General features: G+C 63.3%; 17 protein-coding genes and 1 tRNA gene. 9 read left to right on the top strand and 9 right to left on the bottom strand.

Annotated elements, in window-relative coordinates:
* Window positions 1–25: 25 nt before the first annotated feature.
* Both B4394_RS22915 and B4394_RS22910 read right to left on the bottom strand, forming a co-directional pair.
* Entirely contained in the window at window positions 26–1,300 is a 1,275-nt protein-coding gene (locus B4394_RS22915; protein ID WP_078316378.1) for a protein kinase family protein, read from the bottom strand.
* Complete coding sequence (locus B4394_RS22910; RefSeq protein WP_078316377.1) at window positions 1,300–2,028, bottom strand: MspA family porin; 729 nt, start codon at window positions 2,026–2,028, stop codon at window positions 1,300–1,302. The genes B4394_RS22915 and B4394_RS22910 overlap by 1 nt, the downstream gene beginning before the upstream one ends.
* A 652-nt stretch (window positions 2,029–2,680) precedes the next feature.
* Between B4394_RS22910 and B4394_RS22905 the strand changes: the two genes are divergently transcribed.
* Window positions 2,681–3,052, top strand: coding sequence for a DUF6319 family protein (locus B4394_RS22905; protein ID WP_078316412.1), 372 nt, complete (start codon window positions 2,681–2,683; stop codon window positions 3,050–3,052).
* Between the two features lie 33 nt (window positions 3,053–3,085).
* Here B4394_RS22905 and B4394_RS22900 read toward each other — a convergent pair whose 3' ends face one another.
* The 7 genes from B4394_RS22900 to B4394_RS22870 form a co-directional block, all read right to left on the bottom strand.
* Window positions 3,086–3,502: a hypothetical protein gene (locus tag B4394_RS22900; protein WP_176138363.1), complete on the bottom strand. Its 417-nt coding sequence runs from the start codon at window positions 3,500–3,502 to the stop codon at window positions 3,086–3,088.
* Window positions 3,503–3,537: 35 nt separating this feature from the next.
* Window positions 3,538–3,951 (bottom strand): hypothetical protein, encoded by a 414-nt coding sequence (locus B4394_RS22895; RefSeq protein ID WP_078312569.1) that lies wholly within the window; start codon window positions 3,949–3,951, stop codon window positions 3,538–3,540.
* Window positions 3,952–3,953: 2 nt separating this feature from the next.
* A complete protein-coding gene (locus tag B4394_RS22890) occupies window positions 3,954–6,101 on the bottom strand; it encodes a NucA/NucB deoxyribonuclease domain-containing protein (protein WP_139360399.1) in 2,148 nt (715 codons plus the stop codon).
* Window positions 6,102–6,603: 502 nt separating this feature from the next.
* Window positions 6,604–6,678: transfer RNA gene (locus tag B4394_RS22885), tRNA-Val, on the bottom strand.
* A gap of 31 nt (window positions 6,679–6,709) precedes the next feature.
* Window positions 6,710–7,171 carry a peroxiredoxin gene (locus B4394_RS22880; protein ID WP_078313165.1) on the bottom strand — a complete coding sequence of 154 codons (462 nt, stop codon included), beginning with the start codon at window positions 7,169–7,171 and terminating at the stop codon, window positions 6,710–6,712.
* On the bottom strand, window positions 7,171–7,596 hold the full coding sequence (locus tag B4394_RS22875; RefSeq protein ID WP_078291347.1) for a DUF3052 domain-containing protein: 426 nt from the start codon (window positions 7,594–7,596) through the stop codon (window positions 7,171–7,173). Before B4394_RS22875 ends, B4394_RS22880 begins: the two co-directional genes overlap by 1 nt.
* Before the next feature lie 91 nt (window positions 7,597–7,687).
* Entirely contained in the window at window positions 7,688–8,245 is a 558-nt protein-coding gene (locus tag B4394_RS22870) for an Rv2240c family protein (RefSeq protein ID WP_078316374.1), read from the bottom strand.
* 140 nt (window positions 8,246–8,385) lie between these two features.
* On the opposite strand from B4394_RS22870, the gene aceE reads away from it, so the two are divergent.
* From aceE to kasA, 8 genes are all read left to right on the top strand, one after another.
* Window positions 8,386–11,175 carry a pyruvate dehydrogenase (acetyl-transferring), homodimeric type gene (gene aceE, locus B4394_RS22865; protein WP_078316373.1) on the top strand — a complete coding sequence of 930 codons (2,790 nt, stop codon included), beginning with the start codon at window positions 8,386–8,388 and terminating at the stop codon, window positions 11,173–11,175.
* Window positions 11,176–11,321: 146 nt separating this feature from the next.
* A complete protein-coding gene (locus B4394_RS22860; RefSeq protein WP_078316372.1) occupies window positions 11,322–11,774 on the top strand; it encodes a DM13 domain-containing protein in 453 nt (150 codons plus the stop codon).
* Window positions 11,771–12,253 carry a DoxX family membrane protein gene (locus tag B4394_RS22855; protein ID WP_078316371.1) on the top strand — a complete coding sequence of 161 codons (483 nt, stop codon included), beginning with the start codon at window positions 11,771–11,773 and terminating at the stop codon, window positions 12,251–12,253. Before B4394_RS22860 ends, B4394_RS22855 begins: the two co-directional genes overlap by 4 nt.
* Window positions 12,243–12,872 carry a TetR/AcrR family transcriptional regulator gene (locus B4394_RS22850; RefSeq protein ID WP_078316370.1) on the top strand — a complete coding sequence of 210 codons (630 nt, stop codon included), beginning with the start codon at window positions 12,243–12,245 and terminating at the stop codon, window positions 12,870–12,872. The genes B4394_RS22855 and B4394_RS22850 overlap by 11 nt, the downstream gene beginning before the upstream one ends.
* 56 nt (window positions 12,873–12,928) lie before the next feature.
* A complete protein-coding gene (locus tag B4394_RS22845) occupies window positions 12,929–14,209 on the top strand; it encodes a PucR family transcriptional regulator (protein WP_078313171.1) in 1,281 nt (426 codons plus the stop codon).
* Window positions 14,210–14,368: 159 nt separating this feature from the next.
* Window positions 14,369–15,277: an ACP S-malonyltransferase gene (locus tag B4394_RS22840; protein ID WP_078313172.1), complete on the top strand. Its 909-nt coding sequence runs from the start codon at window positions 14,369–14,371 to the stop codon at window positions 15,275–15,277.
* A gap of 126 nt (window positions 15,278–15,403) precedes the next feature.
* The gene (gene acpM, locus B4394_RS22835) at window positions 15,404–15,703 is read left to right on the top strand and encodes a meromycolate extension acyl carrier protein AcpM (RefSeq protein WP_030095371.1); all 300 of its coding nucleotides are present in this window, start codon (window positions 15,404–15,406) and stop codon (window positions 15,701–15,703) included.
* A gap of 5 nt (window positions 15,704–15,708) precedes the next feature.
* Window positions 15,709–16,962, top strand: coding sequence for a 3-oxoacyl-ACP synthase KasA (kasA, locus tag B4394_RS22830; RefSeq protein WP_078313173.1), 1,254 nt, complete (start codon window positions 15,709–15,711; stop codon window positions 16,960–16,962).
* Window positions 16,963–17,009: the final 47 nt, after the last annotated feature.

The raw sequence follows: 17,009 nt of genomic DNA, 5'->3' as shown, positions 1-17,009 counted from the left end.
CCTGCGATCGTTGTCCCCCGACCGGTCAACTGCAATAACGGTTGTTGTTTGAAGGTAGGAACCTGGTGTTGGCACCTGGGCCTGCGGGTTGGCATAGCCCGCCGCCCAACAAGTTCTCCTTGGACCAGGCCGCATGCCCGTTGGCCACGTTCAGGCATGCCTCGTAATCGGGCCCGGTCTGGCCGAACGTGGCCGTGCACTGCGCCGACATATTGGCGAACGCCTGGTTCTTGCACACGTCCACCGACATCTGCGCTGGCGTGACGTCGAGGCACATTGCCTGCCGCTGGCACGAACTCCAGAAATCAGCCGTCCGTCCGTCCTCGGATCGGAATTCGTTCGGACCAGATAGGCAGCGGTCGGCATGCCGCTGGGCATACAGCACCGGATCGACACTGGCAGGCCGGTAAGCGCCACCCGGGTCGACAACGTAATCGCCTGGCGCACCAATAATTTGGGCGGCCTTCTTCGCCTCTGGCGGGCCTCCCCCCTCGGGCAGCCCGTCCCAGTCACTGGTCAGCTGACCGCTGGCGGGGATCGACGACGCACGATAGGACAGCGTGATCGTGATCGGGAACGCGAAGATGTCGGCGGGTCCAAGATCCAACGCGAGGTTGGACTGCTGATACATGTAGTCGCCGTGGATCACCGGGTTCACCTGCACCGGATTGCCCTTGGCATCGCGTGCCACCGGCACCGACAACGTGGCGATCGTCGTGGCCGGCAGACCCGGCGCGGCGTCGGACTCGACCAACACCACATTGGAGCCCTGGCGCACGTGGGTGCCCTCAGGAACCCGCAGACCGAAGGTGAAGTTCTCCGGCGTGAAGATGGTGCGCCGGATGATGTTCACATCGACCCCGCCGCCCGCGAACGGTGAAATCCGGTAGTCGGTGTCATGGGAGGTGAAGGTCGCCGAACCACCGTCGCCCCACTGCGCCGGTGTGAGCTCTCGCTCCTGAGGCAGATGCAGTACGACATCCTTACCGGCGATCGCGGTCGGCAGATGAGTGCCATCGGTGGGTGACGGCGAGATGGTGGCGTTGGAACGTTCGCGGCCGGCCGCCAACGGCCGACCCGTCCCGGGCCCAAGACCCAACGGCGTATTGGTCTTGACCTGTGCCCCACCGATCGGCGCAATTCGCGGCAAATCATCGGGCTGCGCCACCGGATACGGAATGGGCTTCGGGGGTGGCGGCTGGATGGGATCCGCCAAAGTTCCTGGCGCAGAACCCATCACAATTGAGAACACGAACGCCAGCGCGGCCATCAGTACCACACCACGAGTACGGGTAGTCATCACAGGTCCTTGGGCTCGCCGTAGATGGTCTGGGTGTCGTTGCCGTTCTCAGTGCGGATCCGGAATGTCGCGAAGGACTGGATCTTCACCTGGCCGCCGCAGCCGTCGGCTTCGACGTTCTGGTTACGCACCTGCGAGACCGCACGCATGTTCCGAAAGTTGATCCGGTCCATCGGCAGCTGAGCCAGGCCACCAGGCTTCAGCAGCACGCGCATGTAGCCGCCGATATGCTCCTGGGCACCCAGCGAACCGCCACCGGACACACCACCGAAGCCGCCACCACCGCCACCGCTCTGACTACCTTGTCCGTAGCCGCCGCCATAGCCCTGGCCGAATACCTGCTGCGAGAGCGTCAAACCGAGGTCACCGCCCAGCTCGACTCCCGACGAGGAGTCGGTGCGGCACCCCACGAAATACCCCGTTTCCAGCTGCGCATCCTGGATCACGGCGCCACCGTTACCGGTGATCGTGGCCTCAGCCCGGTAAGAAACACGCGCCTGCCAAGAGTTGCTCGCACCAGCGATGTTGTCGATGTGGTCGATGACCTCGTTGGTCAGTGTCAAACCGACAGTCCAGCCGTCATCCGTCACGAACTGCTGGTACTGGTCCGGCATCCCCTGCGGATCCGCGGCAGCGTCAGAAACGCCCACCATGAGCCCCATCGCAACGGTCACAGACGTTGCGATGGCAGCGACACAGCTTCGACGTGCCAGATTTGGCAACTTCATGAAACCGAACCCCTCCGTGTCCCGTCCTAACCCGATCGGGCCGGACCCCCGTACGCCCGCCTATTCGTAGGCAATGCCATCAACTGCCTTTTCCTGGGAAAATACATCACATGGCAATGTTGGAGAATCTAAGGCCGAGACACCCTCTTGTCAACACTGAGACCGTGTCGTCACAGTTTGAGTGATCAAGATCGCGAACTTTTCCGAGGTCACTGCGGGCCAGAGCCAAAGAGTGTGAGCACAGCTACAGGAAACATTTCAACATCGGCGATAGCGAACATGCAGCGCCAGGCACGGCACGATGCCACAGGACCAGGCCACCAACCCACGCCAGATCTGCGGAAAGATGGCAGATGATCACCGAGCCGCCGACTCAAGCGTCGAAGGTCGGCCGAGCAAATGGTTGCCAGGGGGCAACATTGAGACGTTTGCCTGCTAACCAGTATTGGTAACCGCCGAGGATTTCACCCCCGGTCCCCAGCCGACCGATCACGCGCGCGTCAGGTTGACCCAGTGCATCGAACATGTGTTCTAATGACTGTCACTACCCGCCCCTGCGCGCGAACTTCAGAAGGAGCTCACCGTGACGATGACTGTAGACACTTCAGCAGCAGACGTATTGGACACCGAGCCAAGCACTTCCGACGTCTTGATGAGCCCCGTCGACGTCCCGACGAGCGCTGTTACGCCGATCTCTGAAGCTCCCACCGAAGACAAGCCGCAAAAGGCATCAGCCAAGAAGACGACGGGCAAGAGAACCAAGACTCTCGAACTGACCCTCACCGTCACCGGTACCGCCGATGGCGAATGGCACGCCGAGCTCAAGCAGGGCAGCACCTACCTAGCTCGTAACCTCGCCGTCGCGGCCGCCGCCGTCTCCCGCGCAGCCAAGGAGCTGCACGAGGATCTGTCTACCCCTATCGACGCGGTCATCGAGGAAGCGCGCTCCCAGCAGGCCGCTAGAGTCGCCGCGCTGGAAGCCGAACTCGAGGCCGCCCGCAAGGCCCTCGCCGACTTGGACTGACGGTAAACCAGACTCGCGGGACCATTGTCGGTGCTAGATAACGATGTTGATTTCGGTAGCACCTTCGATCGGCCACTCAAGTCCGTCGCTTGGGATGTTGCTTACCGTGAAAATCCGCACCTGGAGCGGGCCACCATCCGGGAGCTGAACCTTGTGCATGTTGTCGTCAATATCCAATATCTCACCGACGGCCAGGATTTGGCTATCGAAAGTCAATCGGTCGTCGAATATCAGCTCGCCCAGGCCGTCATGATCCGACCCGCGTAGAACTCGTACCTGCACTCCCCGATTGGCCATGTCTGCCTCGTCGGCGGTCATGGTTAGGACGTAGACAGCGTGCTCTCTTGCGATGAATGCTTCTTCTACGCCCCAGCCATCTGGAACTTCTTTTGCGCCAAGGTCTTCGATGCGTATCTGTCCATAGTCGGGGAACACGTTGACGTCGAGCAAGAGCTCGTGCCGACGCGGGTCCATTGAAGTCTTGGCTAGCTCAGGTCGTAGCGGATCAGGACGTTGACCTCGGTTGCATCCTGAGGCGGGTTAACGAATATCTGGAGGTGCACAGGCCCGGATCGGTCGAGGGGTACGGTCTCGAGCTCCTCTGGATCACTGAGCATTTGGCCCACACCCAGAATGGGGTTAGTGAACGTGAGTTTTCCGTCGAAGACAATCGTGCCAAGCCCGGTGGATTCTTCGCCTTTGAACACCCTGACGTGAACGTTCGTCCCCGTTGCGACTGCTTGGTCGGTGGGCAGTGCGCGAACGGATATTTGGTGGTCCGATGCGAGCACTTCATCGAACGGCCCGTCTGGAAAATCCAACGTGCCAACGTCTTCCAAGATGATCACCCCGTAGTCGGGGAAGATCTCGGTCTCAAGTAGTAGCGAATTACCTGACATTGCTAGCGGCGCCCCGTTCTACTTCTCTTGGCACGGTTGCCCTTACCGTTCTTCTTGTTGTTCTTCTTGCTGCCGTTGCTCTTGGAGTGCGAACCGCCACTACCCTCGTGAGAGTTTGAGCTATGCCCATTATTGCTGCTGCTACCGCCGCTTTGGGAGTTGGTGGTGCGGGCTCGTTCCACGGCGTGTTGACGAGTTTGGTTGGTAGAGGCCTGCACATGCGTGGCCTGTTGCTTGCGCTGATCCTCGGCCGATTCGGGCCGCTCCCGCAGTGCTTCGCGGTTTACCTGCCCCGCTGTGCGGGCGAGCTTGTCGCGCTGGTCCTGCGGCCGGGCGCCCTCAATAGCGCTGACACGGTGCTGCTGCGTTTCGCTCTCGGCGTGCTGCTGCTGGGCGCGTCGGTCAAGTTGGCATTGGGCGCAACGTGTCTTGCCGTCAGTGCCCTGAAAGGTGAGGGTGAATTTGTCTCCCGGCTTGACGCCTTGGCGGCGAAACAGGTCCCTGTACGTCTGCCCTTCGATATCGGATTCGGTTCGCGGCTGCTGGCTTACCACAGCTCCCCGGCCGCCTTCCTGGGATGAGGCGACGGGATACTCGTGCAGCACACTTCCCTCGGGCGCGCGCTCGTGACCCTTCTGTGCCTGGTAACGGTTCTGGTCGGTTTCTTGTCGGCCGTTGTTCTTCGTCATGATTGACGGTTTGCCGTTTTCGATGGCATCCAGATTGTGGTCGATGTGCCCGGGCATCTCATGCTCGTTGTACACCGCCGACGGCAGGTCGGCGACATGTCCGCAGTCGCGGCTGGTGCACGCCGGTAGCGACCGTGGCCCATACGGGCCATAACCGGGTATTTTCGGTGTGGTTGCTGTCGGGGGCGCGTTCGGCGTCTTCGGCACGTCGGCCGGATTGGCGACTGCCGGTGCACTTCCCGCGCCAGGGATATCTTGGCGGAGTTGCTCTTTGGGCGTGGGTATCGGGAGGCTTTTGGTGGCGTCTACCGCGTCGTCGACGTGTTTGACGGCCTGCTCGCCGACGGCTTCCAGGCCTTCTTTGAGAACCTTCTTGGTCGCTCCTTGCGGGGTGATGAGCGAGGCGGTATCCAGCACCATGGCCACATTGCCCAGGGTTTGATTTTCGGGGTTGTGAGCGGCCACGGCATCCATGACGGTGGCCGAGGCGTTGACTACGCCGGCGCCGATCAGCGCGGCGCCCGCACCCGAGCCAACCCCGGTGAATGACAAGGCAACTCCGCCGACGATCATCGCCGATTCAAGCGGGTTCTCCTTGACGAAGTTACCAACGGTCTTCATGCCAGACCAGGTGGCCGAGGCCGCCTGCTGGGATAGGTCCCCGACTTTCTCGGCGACGTTGGAGACCGCCGAGACTGCCGATGCGGCAACTTCTTTGGTGGCTCCGATGGGGTCTTTGACGAAGTCCATGAACCCTGGATCGACGTACACCGGCCATGCGGTCTGGGCGTCAGGGACAATAACCTCGGAGAATTGATACAGCTGCGGGCCTACCTGCTGCAGGACCGCCGAAGACTGCACGATGCGGCCCGCACTGTCGCGGGCCTCTGCCGGGGTGAACATGCCCAGCGTCGGCGCCGCCTCGGTGGCAGCGTTGATCGTTACAAAACCGTTGGTGTGCCCGAGCATTACCGTGTCAGCCGGAGTGCGCAGGAACATCGTCACCGACCGTGGGCCACTGCCCTGGTCCAGACGCGCGAACGTGCGGGTACCGGCCGCCGTGCGTCCCGCGATCAAGGTGTATCCGGCCCCTGCATCGGGGTAGAGCATGTGTCCGGATTCGGTCGCACGGCCCTGGCCGAGTCCGTCGGCCGCGACCATCTGCACTGCTCCCTGGGGGCCGTCTTGGAGTGTGAATCCCGCTTCCGGATCGACAGGTAAGTCTTGGCTGCGCTGCTGGGCGCTCAACGGTGCGGTGTTGGTGAACGGTGAGGCTTCGAAGGCCGACTCAGCGGCATCTACCTGGCGTTGTGCACTGGCCAGCCGCACCGGGCTATCCGAGAGTGTGCCTGGCTGTACCGCCGACAGCGGGATCGCCACAGCAGCGAGCAATGCTACTGCCTTGACCAATGACGGCAATCTTCTGGAAGGAGCTTCCAGGAAACCTGCATCCCGACTCACACGGCGCCCTGTTGGCCAAATCCGGTGGCAATCACGGACAGAAATAAGCTTGCCCTTACTGCGCTGGAAAGTCTCTTTTGCGGCCATGGTTCGGAACGGTACACCGTCGCTACAGAACATAAAATACGAGTTCATAACCTTATTTGAAGCTAACTGAAAAATATCTGAATCAAAAGGAATGCGAGACTGCCAGCTAGCTGCAGAAACTTCGCCAGAGCAGATCTTGAACCGGCGTCACCAGAGACGGATGATTTATCGCTAGGGAACTTTTCGTTTACCCAACCGCAAACATTGACGGCGGCTTGCGGCTAGGCGTGCTTCGATAGAACAGATGTTGGTGAGCCGGGTGCATAGTTGATGGCCCATGCCACCCACTCGCGGATGTGTCGCACGGTGGCCCGTTCCGGCGGCACGCGTCCAGGAGATTGCGGCTCCCCGGCCCCACAGCGTTCCATCGCTGCGCTCGATGCTCCCGAGGGAGGCCATAACCGCATCACGAATATGGTGGGCGCGGAGGGTTTCGAACCCCCGACCGCTGGTGTGTAAAACCAGAGCTCTACCACTGAGCTACACGCCCGGACCACGCCGTCACCGACGTGGGAATCAGCTCACGAATGTAGCGCGGCGAGCGCTTCTACCCAACCCGCCTGGTCACGGGCTTGCCCGGGATCCAGCATCTCGGCGAATCGGATGATTCCGTCGGCATCCACCACGAAAGTTCCGCGGTTCGGATAGCCGGCCTTCTCGTTGAGCACCCCGTACGCCTCGGCAACGGCGCCGTGCGGCCAGAAGTCGGACAGGATCGGGAAGGTGAAGCCGCTGTAGCTCGACCAGATCTTGTGGATCGGCCCGGCACTCACCGATAGCCCGATGATCTGCACGTCGTCGTTCTCGAAGTCTCCGATGTGGTCGCGCACATGGTCCAGCTCGCCCTGGCAGACCCCGGTGAACGCCAGCGGGAAGAACACCAGCAACGCGGCCTTCTTGCCGCGAAAATCGCTCAGGCTGACAGGCTGGTTGTTCTGGTTACGCAGGGTGAAATCGGGAGCGACGGAGCCCACAGGCAGCATTAGCGCCGCCCGCCGCGTGACGTCTTGGGCTGCACCAAACGCGTCGCGCTCCAGTCCCCCAAGTTGACCGACGAGGTCTGTACCAGACCCGCGGTCGGCGCCGATTCAGCGATTTCCGAGGGCTGCACATGGCCCGGCTTGCCTGTCTTGGGTGTCAACACCCAGATCACGCCGTCCTCAGCAAGTGGAGTGATGGCGTCCATCAACGCGTCGACCAGGTCGCCGTCGTCATCGCGCCACCACAATAGGACCACATCGACGACGTCGTCGGAGCTCTCGTCGAGTAGCTCCGAACCGCACGCGTCCTCGACATCGGCCCGGATATTGTCGTCCGTGTCCTCATCCCAGCCCAGCTCCTGCACAAGCTGATCTCGCTGGACGCCCAGCTTGTGGGCGTAGTTCGAGGCGTCAGCCGCCGCGACCACCGTTCGGCCCCTCCTTGTTCACAGATGCGTGCTTTCGCACTTGGGATGAATGCTCACATCGTCGCATGCCACCGGCAATCCTCGTCAGGCACTATCGACCTTTTGTCTGGAGAAGCGGCTCGCAGATCTTCCCGGCGCGCTCCCGCGCATCGTTGAAAGTACGGACCACCGAGTTGAGAGTGCCGCCACTCAGCCGATTATCGAACGCCCCGGCCAGTTTTCGCGACTGCTCGGCGTACTGCGTGAACGCATCGCGCAGCTCGTCGGTCTGAGCGCTCGCCTTGGCGGAGTCGATTTGCCCGGCGCTGGTGTTGAGGGCATTGACGACGGGCCCCACCTTGGACTCCGCGCTCGCGCCGTAGCCGCCCTCGTCGTTCATGACGGAGATCAGGTCATTACCCGCGGAAACGGCGGCGTTCGACGTCATGGCGAAGGTCTCACACGCATCGGCTATCGCCTGCGCCCGGGACGTCTCCTGGCGCTTGGACTCCTCGGACCGCGACGTCTCGATGGATTGTGAGACGTAGGTGCGGTACTCCGACACCGACTCGCTGGGCGCCGACGCCTGCCCTCCGGTGGTCACGGTGCAGCCCGCCACGGCCGCCGCACAGATGGCCGCCAGCGCGATGAACAGCGCCGCAATACGCATCTCATGACGGTACCCGCTAGAGCAGCTCCTGACCTTGTGACTGGACCAGACTCGCTAGTAGCAAGTGACTTGCGGCACGATGGAGGTACCGATCTGATTGTGACTGAGATCTGCACCCCCACCCCTAAGGAGCAGAAAAGTTGACCACGGAGTTCGTTCGCCAAGACCTGGCCGGAAATTCAAGCGCCGCAAATCAATCCGAGCGCGTTCGGGTGATCCGCGAAGGTGTCGCGTCGTATCTGCCTGATATCGACCCGGACGAGACGGGTGAATGGCTCGAGTCGTTTGACGGCCTGCTGGCCCGGTCGGGTCCCGCCCGCGCCCGGTACCTGATGCTGCGGCTGCTGGAACGAGCGAACGCCGGCCGGGTTGCCATCCCGGCGCTAACGTCCACCGACTACGTGAACACCATCGCCACCGAGAATGAGCCGTGGTTTCCCGGCGACGAAGACACCGAACGCCGTTTCCGCGCCTGGATCCGCTGGAACGCCGCGATCATGGTGCACCGCGCGCAACGGCCAGGGGTCGGTGTGGGCGGCCACATTTCGACATACGCCTCCTCGGCGGCCCTCTACGAGGTCGGGTTCAACCACTTCTTCCGCGGTAATGCCCATCCCGGCGGTGGCGACCAGGTGTTCATTCAGGGCCACGCCTCCCCCGGCATCTATGCCCGCGCCTTCCTGGAAGGCCGGCTGACCACCGATCAGCTCGACGGGTTCCGGCAGGAAAAGAGCCACCCCGGCGGTGGCCTGCCCTCCTACCCACACCCGCGGCTCATGCCCGATTTCTGGCAATTCCCAACGGTTTCCATGGGCCTGGGGCCGATGAACGCGATCATGCAGGCGCGGTTCAACCACTACCTGCGCGACCGTGGCATCAAGGACACCTCTGATCAGCGGGTCTGGGCGTTCCTCGGCGACGGCGAGATGGACGAGCCAGAATCGCGCGGCCTGACGCATATCGCCGCGACGGAGGGCCTGGACAACCTGACGTTCGTCATCAACTGCAACCTGCAGCGTCTGGACGGCCCGGTGCGCGGTAACGGCAAGATCATCCAGGAGCTGGAGTCCTTCTTCCGTGGCGCCGGCTGGAACGTCATCAAGGTGGTGTGGGGCCGCGAATGGGATGCCCTGCTGCACGCCGACCGTGACGGCGCGCTGGTCAATCTGATGAACACCACGGCCGACGGCGACTACCAGACCTACAAGGCCAACGACGGCGCGTACGTCCGCGAGCACTTCTTCGGGCGCGACCCGCGCACCAAGGAACTGGTGAAAAACCTTACCGACGACCAGGTCTGGAACCTCAAGCGCGGCGGCCACGACTATCGCAAGGTGTACGCGGCCTACCGGGCGGCCACCGAGCACAAGGGCCAGCCGACGGTCATCCTGGCCAAGACCATCAAGGGCTACACGCTCGGTAAGCACTTCGAGGGGCGCAACGCCACCCACCAGATGAAGAAGCTGACGCTGGATGACCTCAAGGACTTCCGCGACAAGCAGCGCATCCCGATCTCCGACGCCCAGCTCGAGGAGAATCCCTATCTGCCGCCGTACTACCACCCCGGCCCGGAGGCGCCCGAAGTCCGCTACATGCTGGACCGGCGCCGCGCGCTGGGCGGGTTCGTGCCGGCACGGCGCAACAAGTCGCGCCCGCTGGCACTGCCGAGCCCGGAGACCTATGCCCCGCTGAAGAAGGGCTCGGGCAAGCAGGAGATCGCCACCACCATGGCATTGGTGCGTACGTTCAAGGAACTGTTGCGCGACAAGAACATCGGTGACCGCATTGTCCCGATCATCCCCGACGAGGCGCGCACCTTCGGTATGGACTCGTGGTTCCCGTCGCTGAAGATCTACAACCGCAACGGCCAGCTGTACACCTCGGTGGATGCCGAACTGATGTTGGCGTACAAGGAAAGTGCGCAGGGCCAGATCCTGCACGAGGGCATCAACGAGGCCGGGTCCACCGCCACCTTCACCGCGGTCGGCACGGCGTACTCGACCCACGACGAGCCGATGATCCCGCTGTACATCTTCTATTCGATGTTCGGGTTCCAGCGCACCGGCGACGGCCTGTGGGCCGCCGCCGACCAGATGGCCCGCGGGTTCGTCCTGGGCGCCACAGCGGGTCGCACCACGCTGACCGGCGAGGGGCTGCAGCACGCCGACGGCCACTCGCTGCTGCTGGCCAGCACCAATCCCGCTGTGGTGGCTTACGATCCGGCGTACGCCTACGAGATCGCCCATATCGTCGAGCACGGCCTGCAGCGGATGTACGGCGAGAACAGCGAGAACGTGTACTTCTACATCACGCTGTACAACGAGCCGTACGTGCAGCCGGTGGAGCCGGAGAACGTCGATGTCGAGGGCATTCTTCGCGGCATCTACAAGTTCCGTGCCGCACCTGAGGCGCGCACGCATCAGGCACAGATCCTGGCCTCGGGGGTATCGCTGCCCGATGCGCTGCGGGCGGCCGATCTGCTGGCCGAGCACTGGGATGTGGCCGCCGACGTGTGGTCGGTGACGTCCTGGGGTGAGCTCAACCGTGACGGCCTCGCCATCGATCACCAGGCGCTGCGTCACCCGGACCGTCCCAAGCCGGTTCCGTACGTGACGACGGCGCTGGAGAGCGCGCAGGGGCCCAAGGTGGCGGTCTCGGACTGGATGCGCGCGGTGCCCGAGCAGATCCGGCCGTGGGTGCCCGGCACCTACCGGACGCTCGGTGCCGACGGGTTCGGTATCTCCGATACCCGGCCCGCCGCGCGCCGGTTCTTCAACACCGATGCCGAGTCGGTTGTGGTCGCGGTCCTGGAGGCACTCTCGGACGAGGGCACCGTCGACCGCGATGTCGCCATCCGTGCGGCGGCTCAGTACAAGATCGATGACGTGTTGGCCGCCGACGTGTCGTTCAAGGACACCGGCAGCGCCTAGTCCTGCTGGCGCGAGCAGACATGTACCGCACCTAGATCGCAGGTCGCGAGTGCGGTACGTGTCTGCTCGCGCTTTTTTGTCGACATCAATTGTACTGATCGGTACAGTCGAGATCGCTCGCTCACACCCTCGGAAAGGAATCCACCATGCGGTTCAACGTTCTCGCTGGCACAGCACTTCTGGGCATCGGCTTAGCCGTTGCCGCATGTAACGCCCCTGCACGCGACACTCAACCGAGCGGTCAATCACCGCAGGCGATGTCGTCACAGCCCATGACCTCGCAGGCCATGGCCGGCGCCAGGCGTACGGGCTCGTTCAACGGAATCGACGGCAAGCACGTCTCGGGAACCGTCACGATCGCCAACGGGCGGGTCAGCTTGACCGGATTCTCCTCTGATAAGGGGCCCGACCTGCACATCTACCTGACCAAGGGCTCAGACCAGAGCGCGGTGAGCACGGGCAAAGAGCTCGGCATGGTCGCCTCCGACGCAGCGTCACAGACATTCGACATCAACGGTGCGGACACCTCTATGTACGACACCGTTCTAATCAACTGCGATAAGGCCAAAGAGGCCTTCGGCGCGGCAGCCTTGATGTGAGAACCCACGCACGCTGGATCGCCCTTGCCGCGCCGATCGCCCTCGGCGTGGCAAGGGTGACGCTGGGCGCGCTGTGGCTGCACGAGGGCATCTTCAAATACAGCGCACACTTCGGCCGCGCGGACATTCTGCTCATCACCCACAGCGCGCGGTCCAACACTCGCGTGCCGGAGTACTTCACCGTCTTCTCCGACAGCGTGCTTCGGGTGTGGCCGGGCTTTTTCGGCGTCGCCATCCCCCTGCTGGAGGTGGCACTCGGGGCAATCCTGATCCTGGGGCTGTTTCCCCAACCCGCGGCCATGGTTTCGCTGTTGATGCTCGTGACCTACTGGAGTTCAGACCAACTGATCAGCCAGTACCCGGTGATGGCGGTGCTGTCGGCGGTCATCCTCGCGTTTCCGGCGCCGAGTGGCCACTACTCAATACGGCGACGGAGACGCGCCACGGTCGCAGCTAATGTTGTCCAGGATGGTAGGTAAGTCGTCACCACAGAGCGCCGCCAAGCTCCCAGCGACCGCACACGGCCGCCGTACCCGCGCGGCCATCGTCGATGCCGCGGCGCAGATGATGTATCAAAAGGGTGTCACGGCAACCAGTCTCGACGACATCCTGACCGCCTCCAACACGGGCAAGTCGCAGCTGTACCACTATTTCAAGGATAGGTCCGAGTTGGTAAGGGCGGTCCTGGAACGTCAGACCGAGCTCGTCCTGCAGGCACAGCCGACACTCGCCCAGATCGACTCGATCGAGGGTGTCGAACAGTGGGCCCACGCAATCCTGGCCAACCACGAGGTACCCGGCGGCCCGTTCGGATGCCCGCTGGGCAGCATGGCCGCCGAACTCAAGAACGATCCGGCCTATCAACCCGCACTTGCCGCCGCGTTTCACCAATGGCAGTCATTGCTCGCCGACGGCTTGACCCGGATGCAGGATCGCGGCGACCTCGACCGCACCGAAGATCCTCAGCGGCTGGCCGCGACAGTCCTTGCCACCCTGCAGGGCGGCATGCTGATGGGGCGGGCGACCATGGACATCACGGTCCTGCGCGACAGCCTCGATCTGGCCATCGACGGCATTCGGCGCAAACTGCGCACCTGACCCAAAAGTGCGGACATTTAGCGGTTCCCACCAGGAATCCGGGGTACCTTTTAGGGATGACCGACAATTCGGTGAGCACTCTGCGCGGGTTTCGCGCCGCCCGGCCCCCGCGGGAGCGGGCCGAGGTGCCCGAGGCGCTGCTGCACCGGATCAAGCAGTTCTCCGGACGCCTCTCCACCGAGGCCGTACATGTCATGGAAGACCGGCTGCCGTTCTTCGCCGACCTGGAGGCCTCACAGCGCTCCAGCGTGGCGCTGGTGGTCCAGACGGCGATCAATAACTTCGTCGAGTGGATCCGCGACCCCGAGGGCACTGTCGGCTTCACCATGCAGGCCTTCGAGGTGGTGCCGCAAGACCTGGCCAAACGCATCGCGCTGCGTCATTCGGTCGACATGGTGCGCACCGCGATGGAGTTCTTCGAAGAGGTGCTGCCCCTGCTGGCCCGCAACGACGAGCAGCTGGTGACGCTCACCGAGGGCATCCTGCGCTACAGCCGTGACCTTGCCTTCGGAGCTGCCAGCGCCTACGCCGAGGCGGCGGAAACCCGGGGCGCCTGGGACTCCCGGCTGGAGGCGACGGTGGTCGACGCGGTGGTGCGCGGCGACACCGGTCCGGACATGCTGTCGCGCGCGGCGGCCCTGAACTGGGACACCACCGCACCCGCCACCGTCATCGTCGGCACTCCCCGGCCAGAAATCATCGCGACGTCAACAACACTGGTGCATGAGGTGGCACAGCGCCACGGGCGTGGCGCACTCGCCGTCATCCAGGGCACCCGGCTGCTGACCATCGTGTCGGGCACGTTCACCACGCACGACAAGTTCCTGGCGGACCTCATCAAGGTCTTCTCCGATGGTCCAGTAGTGGTGGGCCCGACCTCAGGAACCCTGAGCGCATCACACAACAGCGCCGTGGAGGCACTCTCGGGGATGGACGCGGTATCGGGGTGGCGCGGCGCCCCACGTCCGGTGTCCTCGCGCGAGCTGCTGCCCGAACGTGCGCTGCTGGGCGATAAGGCGGCCATCGCGGCCCTCAACACCGAAGTGATGCGCCCTCTCGCCGATGCCGGCCCGGCGCTCACCGAAACCCTGGACGCTTACTTAGATTCCGGGGGCGCCATCGAGGCGTGCGCGCGCGCACTGTTTGTTCACCCAAATACCGTCCGCTATCGACTCAAGCGAATCACCGATTTCACCGGAAGAGACCCAACGTCCCCGCGTGATGCCTATGTCTTGCGAGTCGCGGCAACCGTCGGCAGACTGGCCCAGGACCATGCGGACGTTTTCACTCCTGAACCAGGAATCACGCCAGTCACAATAAATGTCATCAAGGCTTAGAACAGTTACTGACCGGTCACCTGCGAGGTCCCACATTGCGAGACGGTATAGATCGGGTCGCAATGGATGCCTTTTTGTAGACTTCCCACAAATACTTAAGACAAGATTCATTTTCTCTTACACGGCGCAAACCACCCTTCACAGTGTTCTCTTAAACACGTGATCGCGCTGCTTGCTCCCGGACAGGGATCCCAGACTCCCGGCATGCTGACTCCGTGGCTCGAATTGCCCGGTGTCACGGACCAAGTTGAGCAGTGGTCGAAGGCCAGCGGACTTGATCTGGTGCGCCTGGGAACCACGGCCAGCGCCGAGGAGATCACCGATACCTCCATCACCCAGCCACTGGTGGTCGCCCTGACCCTGCTGGCCTATGACGAGCTGACCAAGCGTGGCCACCTCAACACCAAGACCACCGTGGTCGCGGGCCACTCCGTCGGCGAGATCGCCGCCTACGCCATCGCCGGGGTCATCTCCGCCGATGACGCCGTCGCTCTCGCCGCCACCCGTGGCGCCGAGATGGCCAAGGCCTGCGCGCTGGATCCGACCGGCATGTCTGCCGTGCTGGGTGGCGACGAGGCCGAGGTGCTCGAGCGCCTGGAAGCTCTCGAGCTGATCCCCGCCAACCGCAACGCCGTCGGACAGATCGTCGCCGCCGGCCGCATCACGGCGCTGGAGAAGCTGGCCGAAGATCCCCCGGCCAAGGCGCGTGTCCGCCAGCTCGCCACCGCCGGTGCCTTCCACACCCACTTCATGGCTCCCGCACAGGAGGCGTACGCCGCCGCGGCGTCCGCGATCGTCCCGGCCGAACCGGTCACCACCTTGCTGTCCAACTTCGATGGCACCCCCGTCGCCTCCGGCGCCGATGCCATGGAGAAGCTCATCAACCAGCTGACCTCGCCGGTGCGCTGGGACCTGTGCACCGAGTACTTCAAGACGGCGGACGTACAGGCCGTCGTCGAACTGCCGCCCTCGGGTGCGCTGTCCGGCATCGCCAAGCGTGAGATGCGTGGCGTCACCAACCACGCGCTGAAAGCCCTCGAAGACCTCGACGCCCTGGCCGAGCTGTAAGCGGCCAAACCACCAATAAGTAGTACCCCGGATCAGTGGGCAGAGCCGCCCGCTCATCCAGTTTCAAATATCAGAGTTCACCCCAGGGCTGCGCCTGCAGTCCATAACACCGAAGGGAGCCACCGAGTGGCCACCGCAGAAGAAAAAGATCGCATCGTCGCCGGTCTCGCCGAGATCATCGAAGAGGTCACCGGTATCGAGCCCTCCGAGGTCACCCTCGAGAAGTCGTTCGTCGACGACCTGGACATCGACTCGCTGTCGATGGTTGAGATCGCCGTTCAGACCGAGGACAAGTACGGCGTGAAGATCCCCGATGAGGATCTGGCCGGTCTGCGGACCGTTGGCGATGTCGTCAACTACATCGAGAAGCTCGAGCAGGAAAACCCCGAGGCCGCAGCCAACATCCGCGCGCAGCTGGAGGGCTAGGACCAGTGACAACCCCTTCCACTGCAAACGGTGGCTTCCCCAATGTCGTTGTGACGGCTCTCGCCGCAACGACCTCTATCGCGCCTGACATCGAGGGCACGTGGAAGGGACTCATCGCCGGGGAAAGCGGCATCGAGGTTCTCGAAGACGAATTCGTCGAGAAGTTCGGTCTGCCCGTGTGGATCGGTGGGCACCTCAAGGAGCCCATCGACAGCCACATGACCCGGCTGGAGCTTCGCCGGATGGCCTACGTGCAGCGCATGGCGCTGCTCGTAGGCCGTCAGGTGTGGCAGAACGCCGGCACGCCCGATGACATCGACAAGGACCGCCTCGCGGTCGTCATCGGTACCGGGCTCGGCGGTGGCGAGCGCATCGTCGAGACCTACGACACCATGAATGAGCATGGCATTCGCAAGGTTTCGCCACTCGCCGTACAGATGTGTATGCCCAACGGTGCCGCCGCGGTGGTGGGCCTGGAGATCGGCGCCCGCGCGGGTGTCATCACGCCGGTGTCGGCGTGTTCCTCCGGCTCGGAAGCCATCGCGCACGCATGGCGCCAGATCGTGATGGGCGATGCCGACATGGTCGTCTGCGGTGGTGTGGAGGGCATGATCGAAGCCCTGCCGATCGCTGCGTTCTCCATGATGCGCGCCATGTCGACGCGAAATGACGAGCCGGAGAAGGCTTCTCGCCCGTTCGACAAGGACCGCGACGGATTCGTGTTCGGCGAGGCCGGTGCGCTCATGGTCATCGAGACCGAGGAGCACGCCAAGGCTCGCGGCGCGCAGATCCTGGCCCGCGTCATGGGCGCCGGCATCACCTCCGACGCGTACCACATGGTGGCCCCGGGCCCCGATGGTGTGCGCGCCGGTGCCGCGATGACCCGCGCAATTCAGACAGCAGGCTTGTCCCCCAAGGACATTGACCACATTAACGCGCACGGCACGGCCACCCCGATCGGCGACATCGCCGAGGCCAACGCCATCCATGTCGCTGGTGTGCAGCACGCCGCGGTCTACGCGCCCAAGTCGGCACTGGGTCACTCGATTGGCGCCGTCGGCGCCCTGGAATCGGTGCTCACCGTGCTCGCGCTGCGCGACGGCGTTATCCCGCCGACGCTCAATCTTGACAACCTTGATCCCGAAATCGACCTGGATGTCGTTGCGGGAGAGCCACGACACGGGGATTTTAAATACGCAATCAATAACTCGTTTGGATTCGGCGGGCACAACGTTGCGCTTGCCTTTGGCAAGTATTAAGCACCAGAGAGGCTCAAGATGACGATCCTGGCTCCCGAGGCCATCGA

The organism is Mycobacterium sp. D16Q16 (genome assembly GCF_002013745.1).
GTDB lineage: Bacteria > Actinomycetota > Actinomycetes > Mycobacteriales > Mycobacteriaceae > Mycobacterium.
The sequence above is the reverse complement of the archived record's forward strand: the minus strand, read 5'-3'. Positions and strand labels throughout refer to the sequence as shown.